Below are 16,153 nucleotides of genomic sequence, written 5' to 3'. Positions count from 1 at the left end.
GGAAAAAGCAATGGGTGCCGCCGGAGAAGTCCTGAACGGTTTCTGCACACATTCTTAAAGAAAAATTTGCCCGGCGGGCTTGCATTGGCGGCGGGCTTTCGGTATGATATAAGATATTATGGTACGTTGTGCGTACCTACTTCGGCGGAAGGAGTCCACCCATGAAGCAGCAAAAAAGCCACTATTTCAAATGGGGCCTGACGGTGTTTCTCACCGTTTGCGCCATCCTTGCTTTTTACGATACATTCTATATGAACGGCACCCTCCAGCGCTATCTGAGCAAGCTGGTGACGGTGCTGGCCCCGGTGCTGTACGGCTTCGCCATGGCCTATCTGCTGGCACCCATCGTCAACTGGATCGAGGGCTTGATCCGTAAGGGGCTGAAGCGGCTGAGCAAGGGTCAGGAGCCAAAGATCAGGGGCGGTCTGCTGCGGGGTGTCAGTATCCTGCTGACGTGGGCCGTGGTGGCGTACCTGCTGTATCTGCTGATGAGCGTGCTGATCCCCCAGCTCATCGACAGCGTGGCCATGCTTATCAACAACGCCGAAAGCTACTATAATAAGATATATGTCTGGGTCACCAATCTGCTGGAGAAGAACCCGGAGATCGCCGGCTGGATGGAGACGAATCTGGAGAACTACTACAATGACCTCATGAAGGTGCTGACGGAGCAGGTACTGCCTGGCGCCCAACAGATGCTCACCACCATCACCGGCGGCATCTGGACAGGCATCTGGGGTCTTGTGACCTTCACCACCAACTTCCTGGTGGGCATCATCATCTCCGTGTACCTGCTGGCCATGAAGGAGAAGAGTCTGGCCCGGTGCTGCAAGCTGCTGTATGCCCTCCTGCAGGAGGAGCAGGCCCGCTGGGTGGTGCGGGCCACCCGCAAGACGGATCAGATCTTCAGCGGCTTCGTCCGGGGCAAGATGCTGGACTCCCTCATCATCGGCATTCTGTGCTTCATCGGCTGCTCCATCTTCTCACTGCCCTATACGCCGCTGGTAAGCGTGGTGGTGGGCGTCACCAACATGATCCCCTTCTTCGGGCCGTTCCTGGGTGCTGCGCCCAGTGCGTTCCTGATCCTGCTGGTGAGCCCCAAGCAGTGCCTGATCTTCATCGTGTTCATCATCGTTCTGCAGCAGATCGACGGCAACATCATCGGCCCCAAGATCCTGGGCGATGCCACCGGCATCTCCAGTTTCTGGGTGGTGGTGGCCATCACCGTGGGCGGCGGCTTTGCCGGGGTGCTGGGAATGTTCCTGGGCGTCCCCATCTTCGCCTGCCTGCAGACGCTGGTAAAGTACCTCACCGACCGGCGGCTGGAAAAGCGTCATATGCCGCTGGAGGCCTGCGAATACGTCCACCGGGATCAGGAGCCCATGCCGCCGGAGGAGCCTCCCGCTCCGCCAACGGAGACCAACTGACAGCGCAGCTCCCGTACCGGCATCCCCTCAGGGGATGCCGGTGCTTTTTTGCGGGCCGCCGGGTTTTGCCGGGGAGGTGTGAGCGCTTTCCCCGCATTTTTTTGCAAAAACGAAACTTTCTCTTGCAAACCGTGGGGAAATGTGGTACATTGCACTTCGACAACTGCATATCGACAGGCCCTCGCCGGGTGATGCCACACGATCACACAGGCCGGGGGCGACCATTATTTCTGGCCTGCCGCCGAAAGGGCGGCAAGGAAGGAGAAGACATGAAGAAGAGACTATTGGCTCTTTTCCTGACGCTGGGACTGGTCTGCACCGTACTCACCGCTTGCGGAGACGGCAGCAAAGGCCAGGGCGGACAAGGAAATAACGGCGGCGAAGCAGTCAGCGGCGGAGAGATCACCGTTGGCATCGCCAAGGACCTGGATGACAGTCTTGACCCTCACCGGATGGTGACCGCAGGAACCAGAGAGGTCTTGTTCAACCTGTTTGAGGGCTTGGTAAAGCCCAATTCCAAGGGTGAATTGATCCCCGCTGTTGCGGAGCGCTACCAGCTGTCTGAGGACGGAAGGACTTATACCTTTACCCTGCGTGAGGGTGTGAAGTTCCATAATGGCGCAACGGTAACGGCGGAGGATGTGGTATATTCCATCGAACGCTGCGCCGATACATCGGAGGGTACGCCTCTGGTGCCGGCGTTTTCTGTTATCCAGGAGGTCAAGGCCGTTGACGAAAAGACCGTGACCATCACCATTGCCCAGCGGGATCTGGAGTTCATCAGCTATCTCACCAGCGCCATCATCCCCAAGGGCTACGACGATCAGGCGACCCATCCCGTGGGTACCGGCCCGTTCATGTACGTGTCCCGCTCCCCGCAGGAGAACTTCGTCATCCAGCGCTTTGACGATTACTGGGGGACCCCCGCCTATCTGGATAAGGTGACCTATAAAATTTACGAGAGCGCCGATGCATTGGTGACGGCCCTGAAGGGCAAGTCCATCGACCTGTGCGCCCATCTGACCTCGTCTCAGACGGCGCAGCTGGACAGCGACTTCCAGATTCTGGAGGGTACCATGAATCTGGTACAGGCGGTGTATCTGAACAACGCCGTGGCACCCTTTGACAACCAGCAGGTGCGTCAGGCCCTGTGCTGCGCCATTGACCGCCAGAGCATCATGGACATGATCGCTGACGGCCACGGTACGGCGCTGGGCAGCAGCATCTATCCGGCCTTCACCAAGTACTTCCTGCCGGAGCTGGTGCAGAAGTACCCCTATGACCCCGCCAAGGCCAAGGAGCTGCTGGCACAGGCCGGCTATCCCAACGGCTTTGACATGACCATCTCCGTTCCCTCCAACTATCAGCCCCATATGGACACGGCGGAGGTGGTGGCCGAGCAGCTGCGTGCTGTGGGCGTCAACGTCACCATCCAGCCCATGGAGTGGGGCGTGTGGCATGAGCAGGTCTATAAGGGCCGGGACTTCCAGGCCACGCTGGTGGGCCTGGATGCCAGTGCCATGACGGCCCGTGCGCTGCTGGAGCGCTTTACCTCGGATCACGCCAAGAACTTTGTCAACTACAACAATCCCGACTACGATGCGCTGTTCACGCAGGCCATGAACGCCTCCGACGACACGCAGCAGGCGGAGATCTACAAGCAAATGGAGACCATGCTCTCCGACACCGCCGCCAACCTGTACATTCAGGATCTGGCGGATCTGGTGGCCATGCGTCAGAATCTGGCGGGGCTGGAGTTCTACCCCATCTATGTGCTGGATCTGTCCACGGTGCATTTTGTGAAATAAGGACGGCGAGACCGTCCCCATAGAAATGAGGCGATGACCATGAAATATGCGGCAAAGAAGATCGTGTGGATGCTGCTGACCATGGTCATCGTCTCATTTTTGGCCTTTCTGGCCTTTCGCATCATTCCCGGCGATCCCACCGCCAAGCTGCTGGGCGAGCAGGCCACTCCGGAGCGGGTGGAGGCCCTGCGGCAGGAGCTGGGGCTGGACCGCCCGTTTCTGGAGCGGTACGTCAGCTGGCTGGGGGATTTCGTCCGGGGGGACATGGGCTCGTCGTACAATTACAGTATGCCGGTGAGCCAGATGCTGCAGGGGAAAATTCCCGTGACGGGACTTTTGACCCTGCTGTCGTTTCTGCTGATCGTGGTGCTGTCCATCCCGCTGGGACTCTTCACCGCCCGCCACAGCGGCGGGGCGCTGGATAAGGCCCTGACGGTGGTGAATCAGGTACTGATGGCGGTACCGGCCTTCTTTACCGGTATCCTGCTGACGTACCTGTTCGGCCTGCTGCTGCGGTGGTTCGTGCCGGGGAGCTTCGTCTCACCGGCGGAGAGCTTCTGGCAGAGCGCCGGCTATCTGGTCTTCCCCGCCGCCGCCATCGCCATCCCCCGCATCGCCATGACGGTGAAGATGCTGCGCTCGGCGCTGCTGGCGGAGATGAACAAGGACTACGTCCGCACCTCGTACAGCCGGGGCAACGACCGACGGGCCACCCTGTACCTCCATGTGCTGCGAAACGCCCTGCCGCCGGTGGTGAGCTTTCTGGCCATGACGGTGGCAGATATCGTGGCGGGCTCTGTGGTCATCGAGCAGGTCTTTGCCATTCCGGGGCTGGGGCGGCTACTGCTGACCTCTATTTCCAACCGGGACTATCCGGTGGTGCAGGCCATCGTGGTACTGGTGGCCTTCTGGGTGGTGCTGGTGAACCTGCTGGGGGATCTGCTGAATCAGCGGCTGGACCCTCGTCTGCGGCTGACGGATTGAGCCGCACACATTTGTAAAGAAAATTTTCTATGGAAAGGGGGTAGGCTCCGTGTTGCTGCACCAGAAAAAGAATCACTATCTCCGCATCGGCCTTGCCATCACGGCGGTCATCACGGCCATGGCGCTGGTGGGCTGCTTCTGGACGCCCTATGCCCCCACGGCCATGTCCGGCAGCGAGAAATTCGCTGCGCCCTCCCTGCGGCACCTGTTCGGTACGGACAATTTCGGCCGGGATATTTTCAGCCGGGTCATGGTGGGCGCCCGCACCACCTTCTTCATCAGCGCCTGCACCGTGACCATCGGCGCCGTGGTGGGAACGCTGGTGGGCGCCCTCACCGGCTACTTCGGCGGGCTGGTGGACGAGCTGCTGATGCGGGTCAACGACGCTGTCACCGCCTTTCCCAGTATCCTGCTGGCGCTGGTGTTCATCTCCCTGCTGGGCTTCGGCACCTACAACGTCATTCTGGCGCTGGGCATCGCCTTCATCCCCAGCTACGCCCGTGTCATCCGGGGGGAGTTCGCCCGGCAGCGGGAGATGAACTATGTGAAAAACGCTCGGCTCATGGGGGCCAGCCACCTGCGGATCATGCTGGTACACATCCTGCCCAACACCCGGCAGGTGCTGCTGCCGACGCTGGCCATCGGGTTTAACAACGCCGTTCTGGCGGAGGCCAGCATGAGCTTTCTGGGCATTGGTGTCAAGCCGCCGGAGGTGTCTCTGGGCTACATGATGTCCGAGTCCCAGAGCTACATGGTTCGTGCGCCGTGGTATATGCTCACCTGCGGCAGTGTCATCGTGCTGCTGATCTTAGGGGTCAGCCTTATCGGCGAGGGCCTGCAGCAGAAGAAATGGGGGAGGTAGCGCCATGCTGGAGATCAAGGACCTTCATGTGCAGTTCCATACCTCCGACCACGAGGCGGTACGGGGCATCGACCTGACGGTGCAGGACGGTGAAATTATGGGGCTGGTGGGCGAATCCGGCTCCGGCAAGACCGTAACGGCCATGATGGTGTCTGGCCTGCTGCGGCCGGAGCAGGCGGATTTCCGGGGCCGCATCCTGCTGGACGGCGAGGATCTGCTCCACGCCGGCGGCCAGCGCATCCGTGCCATTCAGGGCAAGGATATCTGTGTGGTGTTTCAGGAGCCTATGAGCGCCATGGACCCCACCATGCGGATCGGTAAGCAGGTGGAGGAGTGCCTGCGGGTCCACACGGACCTGTCGGCGCAGGAGCGGCGGCAGCGGGCCCTGCAGGCTCTGCGGGACGTGGAGCTGCCGGACCCGGAGGGGGTCTACCGCAAGTACCCCCACGAGCTCTCCGGCGGAATGCTCCAGCGGGTGATGATCGCCGCCGCCATTGTGGCCCGGCCCCGTCTGCTGCTGGCGGACGAGCCCACCACGGCGCTGGATGTCACCATTCAGGCCCAGATACTGGCCCTGCTGAAGCGGCTGAACCGGGAGATGGGAATGTCCATTCTCTTCATCTCCCACAACCTCCATGTGGTGCGTAAGCTCTGCACCCGTGTGGCGGTGATGGAAAAGGGCCGCATCGTGGAGACGGGGCCGGTGGACCAGATCTTCTTCCACCCGCAGGCTCCCTATACCCAGCGGCTCATTGCCGCCATTCCCACAAGGAGGAAGCTATGAACAGCGAACCCATTCTGGAGGTACGGCACCTGAACGTGTGGTATCGGCCCTCCGGCGTGCTGCGCCGGGGACGGCAGCAGGTGCTCCACGACGTGAGCTTTGACCTGTACCAGGGCGAGATACTGGGGCTGGTGGGGGAGTCCGGTTCCGGCAAATCCACGCTGGCCCGTGCCATTTTGGGGATGCTGCCGGACTGTGAGGGGGAGATCATCCATCACAGCAAGCGCCCTCAGATGGTGTTTCAGGACCCGGCCAGCGCCATGAACCCCAGCCGCACGGTGGAGTGGATATTGTCCGAACCCCTGCGGATCTACGGGAAATACGACGCCGCCGAGGTACGGCGGCGAGTGGCGGAAATTATGGAGCTGGTAGATCTGCCGCCGGAGTGCAGCAAAATGTACCCGTCGGAGCTGTCCGGCGGCCAGCGGCAGCGGGTGTGCATCGGCACGGCGCTGATCCAGAAGCCGGGGCTCATCATCGCTGACGAGGCGGTGTCGGCGCTGGACGTCACCATTCAGGCCCAGATATTGGAGCTCATCGCCCGGCTGCGCCGAGAGTACGGGCTGTCGTACCTGTTTATCTCCCACGATCTGAACGTGGTGTATGAGATCTGCGACCGGTGCCTTGTGATGCACCGGGGACGCATCGTGGAGCAGGGGCCGGTAGAGGAGCTTTACGACCACCCCAGAGAGGACTATACCAAGGCGCTGTTAGCAGCGGCGGAGTGAGAGCATATGACCAACCAACTGAAAGAGAAATTACTGGCCTACGGCACCAAGGCCGAGCCATTTACCGTACACAATCACATCCGGGTGACGGACCTGCAGGACGGCGAGGCCCGTGTGGAGCTGACGCTTCAGCCGGAGAGCCTGAACCGCTGGGGGACGGCCCACGGCGGCATCCTGTTTGCCTTAGCGGACATCGCCGCCGGAACGGCGGTCCTGACCCTGCGGCAGGAAGTGTGCCTCACCGTCAACGCCTCCATCGACTTTCTGGATGCGGCGGGGCTGGGCAGCACCCTCATCGCCGTGGGCCACGTGGATCGCATGGGCAAGTCCCTCTGCTTCTGCCACACGGACATCACCGACGAAACGGGCCGCCTGCTGGCGACGCTGCGGACGGTGATGGATCTGACGGGCCGCCCGCTGGAGCTGTGAGCGCTATGAGGGAGTTTTACAGACGCCACCGGGGACTGCACCGGTGGCTTTTGGCCGTGGTAGCCCTGCTGGCAGTGTATTTCGCCCTGCGGCCGGTGCCGGGGCTGATGAACTGGCTCAGCCGCCACGTCATCATGCCTTGGGAGCGGGCGGTGGCCAGCGTCTGCTATCTGTTCCGCACCTCTATGGCAGAGGTGGCATATATCGTGCTGCTATCGGTGGGTATCTTCTATGTGGCCAATGTCCTCCGACGGATGGTGACTCAGCCCCACCGGGGCCGGACTCTGTACCGCTTCTTCCTGACGGTGGTGTGCAGCGGGCTGAGCATCTATGCGGGCTTCTGCCTGCTGTGGGGCGTCAACTACTATGCCGACTCCTTCCAGCAGCAGTCCGGCATCTATGCCCGCTCCTGCACCGTGGAGGAGTTAGAGGCCGTCACGGCGGACTTTGCCCGCCAGCTGGCACAGGCGGCAGACAATGTGCAGCGGGATGAGAATGGCTGCTTTGCCGTGTCCCGGCAGGAGATCTTCGCCGCCGCCACGTCGGTGTACGCCCCCTCCTATGAGGAGTTCCCCTGTCTGCGGATGAAGGATCACACGCCCAAGGCCATCAGCTGCTCCACAGCGCTCAGCGCCATGGACTTCACGGGCTTCTACTTCCCCTTCACCGGGGAGGCCAACCTCAATGTGGACTGCCCCGCCAGCTTTCTGCCCTCCACCATCGTCCATGAGATGGCCCATCAGCGGGGCATCGCCTCGGAGCAGGAGTGCAACTTCATTGCCATTGCGGTGTCTCTGGCCAGCGGCGACCCGGTGTACCGGTATTCCGGGCTGCTGATGGGGTATGTGCATCTGGGCAACGCCCTGTACCGGGCGGACCCGGACCGGTGGCAGGTCATCCGGGATACACTGCCGGATACGGTGGTGGCAGACCTGCGGCAGAACAGCGCCTATTGGGCGGCCTTCGAGGGGCCGGTGAACGACGCTGCCAGCAGGGTCTACGACTCCTTCCTCAAAAGCAACGGCGAGAGCCGTGGCGTCCAGAGCTACGGCACCGTGGTGGATATGCTCATGGCGTACTACGGGTAAGTCAGGTTGCGGTAAGAGGAGCTGCAAATTCCCCAAAAGCGCAAGAACAGGCCCCGTCCGATGGACGGGGCCTGTCCGGCATTAAGCTAACGGTGTGATTTTCGTTTCGATAAACCGAATGTGGTCAGCGATATCGCTTTCCACAAGATGGTTCAAGTAAATGTCCTCGGCATCCATATCGTCCCACGCTTCGATGACTCTATGTGTAAGTACAAAAGTCATATCCGGTTCATAGGGGCTGTGTAAATGAACCTGTCCATTACAGAGATATCTTTGCACATCCGTTGCCTCCTTTCCTTTGAATTTGTTTTCTTATTACATTATACCGCATCACTGCACGCAAAAATAATCGAAAAAATGTAATAAGAAAGCAGGCCCCCGTCCATAGGACGGGGCCTGCTTCCTTATCAATTGCAAATGGGGCAGGGCGAGAAGCCCTGCTGTACAGCATTTTCGGTATTGTATACCCAAAAGGAATCCCCTCTAAACTTGTAGCAGCTGAACTTGTGATATAGGTTTGTGCCGTCATCTTCAATAAAAACCACATAGTCATCTATAAAGGATGCAAGTTTCTCATAGCTGGCAATGTCGCGATCCAAGGAGCGGATATCCGCATTCAGGCGTACAATCTGTTTTTCCAGATGAAGCATAGTAGATTCTTTCGTGGTTATCTGCTTCTCCAGATCAGTCACCTCGGTTTTCAGCTTTTGCACACTTACGGTTTGGAGGATTCCAAATCCAACAGCAAGCACAATGAGCAGCGATAGGCCAATGTAAACGATCGTGTGCTTGTTTAGGGCAAACCGCTTAGTAGGCTCCTTAGCGGAGGTTTGATGCGGCGTCTGTGAAGATATGGAGGTCGGATTTATGGGCGCCATCACCTCGATGGGCTCATTGGATGCGCCTTCAGACGCAGTCTCACTTCTCACGGACACAGTCTCTGTATCAGCCGACATATTGGCAGAATGGGTGGCTGGAGATGCTGCGGGAATATTATCTGTGATGTTGGTGACTTTCTGGATTTTGCTTCCGCAGTACTGGCAAAATTCGCTATCATCAGGCAGATTGTGGTTGCATTTGCTGCAAATCATGATGACGATTCCTCCTCCAAAACTCGTGTGCCACATCGGCTGCAAAATTTACTGTTGGCTATGAGTTTTGCGCCGCATTTTCGGCAAAATAGAATTTGTCCACTTTCGCCAGCAGTCCCAGTCTCTCCTTCATGAAAGCCGGACGAAGGGGCATCGCCCAAAGAGGCGGAAGTCTCGTCCCGCTGTGGCAACAGACGCTTTTCAAAATATTTGACATTTAGCCGATACCATATAAAATATAATACAATCGAGATAACAAAAAATACGATAAGTGCGGAAATCACATCAAAATTTCTCACGTAGGTTTCAACACCCTGCTGGTATGCGGTATAGATTGTTTCAAAAAGAAGAACCTTGCGAGTAAAACGCACAAAATGGGGATAATCGCCGCCAGACTTAACTGCGATGAGTATGCAGAGAACAAATTGTGCCACTGCACCGGCGAAAAAGAGTGTTAACCACCATATTTTTGTGTATATAGCCAAGTTTAGACGGAAGCTTTCCAGAACGACAAGCAAAAAAAGGCCACTTAGAACAGGCCGCACTTTTGTATAGAAGGTAAACCATTTCGTCCCCATCAGCTTATTCATATTCTGTCTCCCCTTGTCAAAAACACGTTATGATAAAAAGAAGTTACGAAAGCAATATTATCATAATTTGGCGAGATATGCAAATGAAAATACTGCATATCTCACAGTACCGTATGCCCGTCCGATGGACGGGGCCTGTTTCGATACCGGCACTCCCGGAATTTTTCTCCACGGAGACGAAAAATACATTGCGTCTGACCAGAGGGGATGACAAGAAGGATACGGGCGTCCGCAGTCGGAAAGCACGCCGGGGTCTGATGACCCGGCCCCATAAAACCAATAGGGGGACGCATGGCGTCCCCCTATTGGTTTTATTTATCAGACAATGAAGAAATCGGAGATCTGCCCGTACAGGATCATCAGCATACACAGCGGCGTGATATACTTCACGCAGAGACGGAAGAAATCATAGACCCAAGGGCGGTTCTCGCCGTTGAGGAGGATCTCCTGCCGCAGGGTATCCGGCTTCAGCTCCCAGCTGATCATCAGGCACATGAGCAGCGCCCCCAAGGGCATCAGCAGGCCCTCGGCCACGCTGTCGAACAGACCCAGCCAGCTGGTGCTCCAGCCGGGCAGCTTGGCGCCGGCCAGACCCAGCAGCTCCGCCGGGGAGATGTGATTGTTGCCCATACCGTCGGCGCAGACCAGAGCGCACAGGGCCGCACAGATCACCACCACGATGGCGGAATACAGCTTGCGGCGGTCGCCCTTGCCCTTTTCCCGTGCCTTATCGCAGAAATGGGCCACGATGACCTCCAGCATGGAGATGGAGGAGGAGATGGCGGCAAAGAACACCAGCAGGTAGAACAGGATGCCGAACACGGGACCGGCGGGTCCCATCTTATCGAACACGTTCTGCATGGTGATAAACAGCAGCTCCGGGCCGCCCAAAGCTCCGTTGGGGTCTAGGGCAAAGCGTCCGGGAATGACACACAGACCGGCCATCAGGGCCACCACGGTGTCCATGCCCACGATGATCATGGTGCTCTTGCCCAGATCCTGCTTCTTATCCAGATAGGAGCCGTAGGTAATCATGACACCGGCGCCCAGAGACAGGGAGAAGAACATCTGCCCGCCGGCGGCGGTGAGGACCCTCCAGAAGCCGGGGGCCTCGTCGATGATGCCGTTGGCCACGGCCCAGCCGGGGACGAACATATACTTCAGGCCGTCCGCCGCACCCGGCAGGGTGCAGGAGCGGATGATGCAGATGATGAGGATGAAGAACAGAGCCGGCATCCCCACGGAGCAGACCCGCTCGATGCCGCCGCCTACGCCGCTCATGACCACCAGCATGGTGATGAGCATGAAGGCCAGCGCAAAGGCGATGGACACGTCGGGCTGGCTCAGCAGCCCCTGAAACACGTCGGCGCCGCCCACTCCGTTAGTGCCAAATTCGGCACCGATGAGGTTGCCAAAGTTCACCACCACATAGCGCAGACAGTAGCCGCCCAGAGCGCTGTAAAAGCTGAAGATCAGCGCCGCAGCGGCAATGCCCAGCCAGCCCAGCCACTTGAAGCGCTTGGAGATGCTCTGGTAAGCGCCCACAGCGCCATGGCCCGTCTTGCGGCCCAGCGCCAGCTCACCCAGCATGATGATAACGCCGCAGCACAGCGCCAGCGCCAGATACAGGATCAGGAAGGGGAAGCCACCGTTGGCACCCATTTTGTTGGGGAAGCCCCATATATTGCCCAGCCCCACAGCCGAGCCCACAGCGGCCATCAGAAAACCGAAGTTTGAACCGAAGCCCTTGCGATCGTTCATCGTGTGTTTCTCCTCTCCGGTGCATAACGCATAAAACCCTAAATATTATACAGCATTTTAACATAAGATACAACGATTTTTTCCGCAAACTCCGTTGGATACAACATCTATTTATCCAGCAAAATGAGGCAGACCGCATATTTAGCCGGGGCACTCCACGATTTTTGATGTTTTCGGGAAAAAGTGTTGACACCGGGCCGGGGATGTGGTATATTAAGTGTTGCCGATATCCGCCGGTGTGGTGGAATGGCAGACACAGGAGACTTAAAATCTCCCGGTAGCGATACCGTACCGGTTCGAGTCCGGTCACCGGCACCATCCGGTTCTTCTGAATATCGCGGAGTAGAGCAGTTGGCAGCTCGTCGGGCTCATAACCCGGAGGTCGCAGGTTCAAGTCCTGCCTCCGCAACCAGAAAGTCCTGATTTCTTGCGAAATCAGGACTTTTTCCGCACTTTTTTGTCAGATAACTTGCTTGCCGTTTTTTCTGACCCAAACGCTGACCCCAACGGGAGCGGATAGCGGAAAGCACTATACCGCACCAGAGAGAATGTTACCCATTGTCTTTGCCGCTTCACGCTTGGCTGAGGTCGTTACATGCGCATAGGTGTCCAGCGTGAAGCCTGCTGAAAAATGACCGAGCATCGAGGACACGGTTTTGATGTCCACACCGTTTTGCAGTGCCAGCGTTGCGAAGGTGTGGCGCAGGTCATGGAAACGCACCTTCGGCAGCCCTGCCCGCTTCAGGACGCGGTGCAGCATGTGCAACACGCTGTCCGGGGACATGGGGCCTCCGGTGGGCGAGGGAAACACCCACTCGCTGTTACCCGTTTTTCTTCTTTGTTGCATCAGAACATCTACCGCATCTGTCGACAGGGGCAGTGTGCGGTAGGCGTTTTTCGTTTTCAGCGGCATCTCAATGATTTTGCCGTCGATGCGCCCAATCTGCCGTTGAACCCGAAGGTCTCCTTTTTCCAAATCAATGTCCGGCCATTTTAATCCGAGCAACTCGCCCCGCCGCAGGCCGGTGGTCAGGTCGATGTAGTACAGGGCGAACACGCCGCTGTCTTTTGCCTCGCAGAGGAAGGACGTCAGCTGCTCAACAGGAAGCGTCTGCATTTCCTTGCGCTCCGCCTTCGGCAAGGCACAGCCGTCTGCCGGATTGCGGGCGATCAGCCGCTGCTCGTTTGCCAACTTCAGGGCAGCGGAAATGATTTGATGGATGTTGCGTACTGTTTTGGCGCTCAGTCCCTCGGGCTGCTTCTGTGCTTCGATTCGCTCTACCCACCCTTCCGCCAACAATTTCTTGTAGAACTGTTGCAGATGCAGCGTCGTCAGATTATTCAACGGGATCTTTCCGAGCTGCGGCTTGATGTGGTTTTCGATGTAGCCATGATAGGTCAGGTAGGTGGATGGGCGCATTTTGATTTTGGCATAGTTCTCGTACCACACTTCTAACCAGTTACCCACCGTGTAGGTCTTGGCCCGCCCGTAGTCGATGCCCACGTTTTCCTCGATGGCTTTCTTCAGCTTTTCCTTGACTTCTGCCTGTGTCTTGCCGAGGACATTTTTGATGATGGCTTTGCCGGTTTCCGGATCGTGGCCGACTGTGTAGCGGCCCTCCCATCGTCCATCCTTGCGCTTTCGGATATTGCCTTCTCCGTTTGCTCGTCGTTTTGGCATGGTATCAGCCCCTTTCGCAACGAACAATACCGTAGCCAAGAGGGAAAAGCTACCAGAAAACGGAACAGTTATCAGAAAGTTATCATTTGAAGGGGACGCCCTATCTTTGTCTATGGCGGCGCAATTTCTGCGCTGCCGGAGACGCTCTTCTTTGGTTACAGCGGTGCGATTTTTGAACGGTCGAAAGTTTCTTTTCATTGACTGCGGTGACTCAAAACACGCTTGCCCTGCACCATTGATCACGCGAAGGTGATTACCTCGATTTCCTTCCGAAACGGCCACAAGGCACCACCAAAATCCTTGGGACATCTGCGTTTGCGGGAACCAAGACGCCAGCCGCTCTGAAATTTTCTTCAAAAGGCGCCACAACCGACTGCGCTGAAACCCCCGTCAACTGCCCGCACTGCGGGCAGAAGTGATTGGGCAAAGCGTCGGTTCCGACGCCAGCCCTTTATCCTGCTTTCTTTTTCGTCCTCGAAAAAGGATCGAAAAGCGCAAGAAATGCAGTCATATCAATGCTTCCAATGCATCGGCCATACGGGCTTCAACACCTCTGGCACAAATGGCCCACATTCGCTTTCGCGGATGAAATCGGGTACACACGCCACCCCAGCCCCTAACCGCGCACACAGCGGCTTACACGCCGAAACAGGGGCGTTTCGGACAGAGGGTGCTATCACTACCCTCGGAGCGTTCCGCACGTTCACAAACATCCCCGGGCCGGGTGTCAAAACGGCAAACTTTGCCGGTTCTGGGGTCTTGATCTGGTGTACTCCCGAAGAACGCAGAGAGCCTGCGGGACAGCGATGCGCTCATGCGCGTCGCTGTTCCGAGGCGTCGCGGCCCCGCCGGGCTGCGTGATTCGGTGAGTGCGCCATGGATTATGTGGTAAGCATTTGTAACCCTTGATTCCGCCACGCTTTTATATACATACATTTCCCGGTTCTCTGTGACCCATCACCATCAGCAGAGGGAGAAAATCCTGCAAAGTTGCTACCATAAATTTTATCTCCCAACCGCTTTTCATTCCGCTTTTCAACTTCTCGCACAAACGCCCCACGTTCGCTTTCACGGGCAAAAGTGGGTACACGCTCGGCTTTGCTCAAAGGATCGCACACAGGCGTTCACAGGGCGAAACATGGGGCATTTCGGATGGGGGTGGTATCACTACCCTCGGACTGTTTCATGCGTTTTGGAACCCCTGCGTGGTCAGGGGGTAAAACGGCGTACTTTGCCCCTTTGAGGTCTGGGTCGAGGGTACTCCCGAAGAACGCAAAGAGCCTCCGGGACAGCGATGCGCTCATGTGCGTCGCTGTTCCGAGGCGCCGCGGCCCCGCTGGGCTGCGTGATCTGTTTGCAACTTGGTGATGTCGCTGTTTTTTCACTCTGTGCGCAGTACTTTCTGAACGTGCGAGGTGGGGGTGGTATCACTACCCCCGGCGTGCTTTGCGTGCTGCCGAAACGCCGGACGTCCGCTTGTCAAAGCGGCTCATTTGTCGTTTTCTGAGGTTGCCGAGCAGCACTCCCTGTGCGGTCACTTTTTCTGCTGATATACAGATATCCCTGTCGGTAATTTCAGTAGCAAACGCTTTTGCGTTATGGTATGATAAGTCCCACAAATCCGGACTTTTCGGAGATGAGGGTGAGCCAGAATGACAGAAAAGGAAAAAATGCTGAGCAAATGCTTCATGACGCGAATGACGCTAAAGAGCTATCAGATGATCTGGCTCGGACAAAGGATCTTTGTTATGACTACAACCAACTTTGCCCATCTGATGAAGAAGGAAAGCAAAACTGATGAAAAAGTTGGTGGTCGAAGTCAAAGGAGCATTGTGATGAGATTTGTCAAGGGTAAATTACACCAGTAATTTATTGAAATCATTTGTTTTAGAAATTCAAGGGATATATTTTATTCCCCACTGCATAATGGCATAAAATACCGGCAACAAATCTTGCCCTTTCAGTGTTAGGGAGTATTCTACTCGCAACGGCATCTCATTGTACTGGATTCGTTGTATCAAATCATCGGCTTCCAACTCTTTGAGGGCATTTGTCAGCGCCGTATTTGTAATTGGCTTTAGCATCTTTTTCAGTTCCCCAAACCGCATGGGACACTTGATGCATAGTTCATAGAGAATTTGGAGTTTCCATTTGCCCTGCAGCATTTGAACCACCGGCGTGACCGGGCAGTTTCCATCATCGGTTAGAATGACACTGCTAACCTTTTCTTTGAATTCTTCATAAGTCATGATTGGATCTTTCCTCGTCTTTTGTAGTATATTTTTTGATACCAGGTACAAATAATTTGCGTACTTGAACAAAAATTGCTATCAGGTATAATAAATATATCACTGGTTGGCCATGCAGTCAACGACTGAAATTTCTCAGAAAGGTCTGAATGATATGAAAGAACTGAACATTATGGAGGCTACTGTTCTGACCTCCCCCAATCCGCTGACATTGATCTGCTCTAAAAAGGAGGATGGTTCTACGAACCTGGCTCCCATTTGCTTTGTGTCTTACCTCTCCTTCAATCCGCCTATGGTGGGTTTCGCCACTGGCAAACAGTCCCACACCGGCAAGCGTGTGCGTGAGACCGGCAAAGTCATTGTCACTGTTCCCTGTGAGAGTCTGGCAGGCGCAGTAATGGCCTGCGGAGCATCTACCGGTGCCGAGACCGACAAGGTGGCCGCCAACAACATCGAGATGATGGCTGTAGGGGGCAGCGACATCCAGATTCCGGCGGACACCCGGCTGGCGATGGTGGCTACCTTGCAGCAGTCGGTGGAGGTGGGCGACCATATCCTGCACATCTGTCAGGTGGACAAGTTCCTGGGCAATGAGGACAAGAAGGGCCTGTATGCCTGGAACGGCTTCGGGAAAGTTGCACCTGCGGCAGAAGGCTAAATCTTAAAACGGT

Annotated in this window: 16 protein-coding genes and 2 tRNA genes; 12 read left to right on the top strand and 6 right to left on the bottom strand. The window is 56.8% G+C overall.

All coding sequences use genetic code 11. The features are described from left to right. Positions 1-161 precede the first annotated feature (161 nt). From KJS28_RS11490 to KJS28_RS11455, 8 genes are all read left to right on the top strand, one after another. Entirely contained in the window at positions 162-1,427 is a 1,266-nt protein-coding gene (locus tag KJS28_RS11490) for an AI-2E family transporter (protein WP_213541081.1), read from the top strand. 269 nt (positions 1,428-1,696) lie between these two features. Beyond that, positions 1,697-3,235 carry an ABC transporter substrate-binding protein gene (locus KJS28_RS11485; RefSeq protein WP_213541080.1) on the top strand — a complete coding sequence of 513 codons (1,539 nt, stop codon included), beginning with the start codon at positions 1,697-1,699 and terminating at the stop codon, positions 3,233-3,235. 39 nt (positions 3,236-3,274) lie between these two features. Next, the gene (locus tag KJS28_RS11480; protein WP_213541079.1) at positions 3,275-4,219 is read left to right on the top strand and encodes an ABC transporter permease; all 945 of its coding nucleotides are present in this window, start codon (positions 3,275-3,277) and stop codon (positions 4,217-4,219) included. Positions 4,220-4,271: 52 nt separating this feature from the next. Further along, positions 4,272-5,081, top strand: coding sequence for an ABC transporter permease (locus KJS28_RS11475; RefSeq protein ID WP_407701749.1), 810 nt, complete (start codon positions 4,272-4,274; stop codon positions 5,079-5,081). Positions 5,082-5,085: 4 nt separating this feature from the next. Beyond that, positions 5,086-5,865: an ABC transporter ATP-binding protein gene (locus tag KJS28_RS11470; RefSeq protein WP_213541078.1), complete on the top strand. Its 780-nt coding sequence runs from the start codon at positions 5,086-5,088 to the stop codon at positions 5,863-5,865. Next, on the top strand, positions 5,862-6,593 hold the full coding sequence (locus KJS28_RS11465) for an ABC transporter ATP-binding protein (RefSeq protein WP_213541077.1): 732 nt from the start codon (positions 5,862-5,864) through the stop codon (positions 6,591-6,593). The genes KJS28_RS11470 and KJS28_RS11465 overlap by 4 nt, the downstream gene beginning before the upstream one ends. Positions 6,594-6,599: 6 nt before the next feature. After that, positions 6,600-7,022: a PaaI family thioesterase gene (locus tag KJS28_RS11460; RefSeq protein ID WP_213541076.1), complete on the top strand. Its 423-nt coding sequence runs from the start codon at positions 6,600-6,602 to the stop codon at positions 7,020-7,022. 5 nt (positions 7,023-7,027) lie between these two features. Next, positions 7,028-8,110, top strand: a complete 1,083-nt coding sequence (locus KJS28_RS11455) for a DUF3810 domain-containing protein (RefSeq protein WP_213541075.1) — start codon at positions 7,028-7,030, stop codon at positions 8,108-8,110. 81 nt (positions 8,111-8,191) lie between these two features. Here the strand turns inward: KJS28_RS11455 and KJS28_RS11450 are convergent, their stop codons facing one another. The 4 genes from KJS28_RS11450 to KJS28_RS11435 all read right to left on the bottom strand — a co-directional run bounded on the left by KJS28_RS11450 (position 8,192) and on the right by KJS28_RS11435 (position 11,552). Next, positions 8,192-8,389: a hypothetical protein gene (locus tag KJS28_RS11450; protein WP_021858986.1), complete on the bottom strand. Its 198-nt coding sequence runs from the start codon at positions 8,387-8,389 to the stop codon at positions 8,192-8,194. A gap of 128 nt (positions 8,390-8,517) precedes the next feature. Continuing rightward, positions 8,518-9,201 carry a zinc-ribbon domain-containing protein gene (locus KJS28_RS11445; RefSeq protein WP_213541074.1) on the bottom strand — a complete coding sequence of 228 codons (684 nt, stop codon included), beginning with the start codon at positions 9,199-9,201 and terminating at the stop codon, positions 8,518-8,520. Then, positions 9,198-9,791: a zinc ribbon domain-containing protein gene (locus tag KJS28_RS11440; RefSeq protein ID WP_213541073.1), complete on the bottom strand. Its 594-nt coding sequence runs from the start codon at positions 9,789-9,791 to the stop codon at positions 9,198-9,200. The genes KJS28_RS11445 and KJS28_RS11440 overlap by 4 nt, the downstream gene beginning before the upstream one ends. Positions 9,792-10,109: 318 nt before the next feature. After that, a complete protein-coding gene (locus KJS28_RS11435) occupies positions 10,110-11,552 on the bottom strand; it encodes a sodium-dependent transporter (RefSeq protein WP_213541072.1) in 1,443 nt (480 codons plus the stop codon). Between the two features lie 232 nt (positions 11,553-11,784). On the opposite strand from KJS28_RS11435, the gene KJS28_RS11430 reads away from it, so the two are divergent. After that, positions 11,785-11,870 (top strand) — tRNA-Leu (locus KJS28_RS11430). A gap of 18 nt (positions 11,871-11,888) precedes the next feature. Next, a tRNA-Met gene (locus KJS28_RS11425) sits at positions 11,889-11,964 on the top strand. Positions 11,965-12,081: 117 nt separating this feature from the next. Here KJS28_RS11425 and KJS28_RS11420 read toward each other — a convergent pair. Then, positions 12,082-13,233 carry a tyrosine-type recombinase/integrase gene (locus KJS28_RS11420; protein ID WP_213541071.1) on the bottom strand — a complete coding sequence of 384 codons (1,152 nt, stop codon included), beginning with the start codon at positions 13,231-13,233 and terminating at the stop codon, positions 12,082-12,084. Between the two features lie 1,642 nt (positions 13,234-14,875). Between KJS28_RS11420 and KJS28_RS11415 the strand changes: the two genes are divergently transcribed. Continuing rightward, complete coding sequence (locus KJS28_RS11415) at positions 14,876-15,031, top strand: maltose acetyltransferase domain-containing protein (RefSeq protein ID WP_228298395.1); 156 nt, start codon at positions 14,876-14,878, stop codon at positions 15,029-15,031. Positions 15,032-15,128: 97 nt separating this feature from the next. Here the strand turns inward: KJS28_RS11415 and KJS28_RS11410 are convergent, their stop codons facing one another. Next, positions 15,129-15,482: a winged helix-turn-helix transcriptional regulator gene (locus tag KJS28_RS11410; RefSeq protein ID WP_213541070.1), complete on the bottom strand. Its 354-nt coding sequence runs from the start codon at positions 15,480-15,482 to the stop codon at positions 15,129-15,131. Positions 15,483-15,636: 154 nt separating this feature from the next. On the opposite strand from KJS28_RS11410, the gene KJS28_RS11405 reads away from it, so the two are divergent. After that, positions 15,637-16,140, top strand: coding sequence for a flavin reductase family protein (locus tag KJS28_RS11405; RefSeq protein WP_213541069.1), 504 nt, complete (start codon positions 15,637-15,639; stop codon positions 16,138-16,140). Positions 16,141-16,153 lie beyond the last annotated feature (13 nt).

Source organism: Vescimonas coprocola (assembly GCF_018408575.1).
GTDB lineage: Bacteria > Bacillota > Clostridia > Oscillospirales > Oscillospiraceae > Vescimonas > Vescimonas coprocola.
Note: the sequence above shows the minus strand (reverse complement) of the source record. Positions and strands in the feature narration are given on the sequence as shown.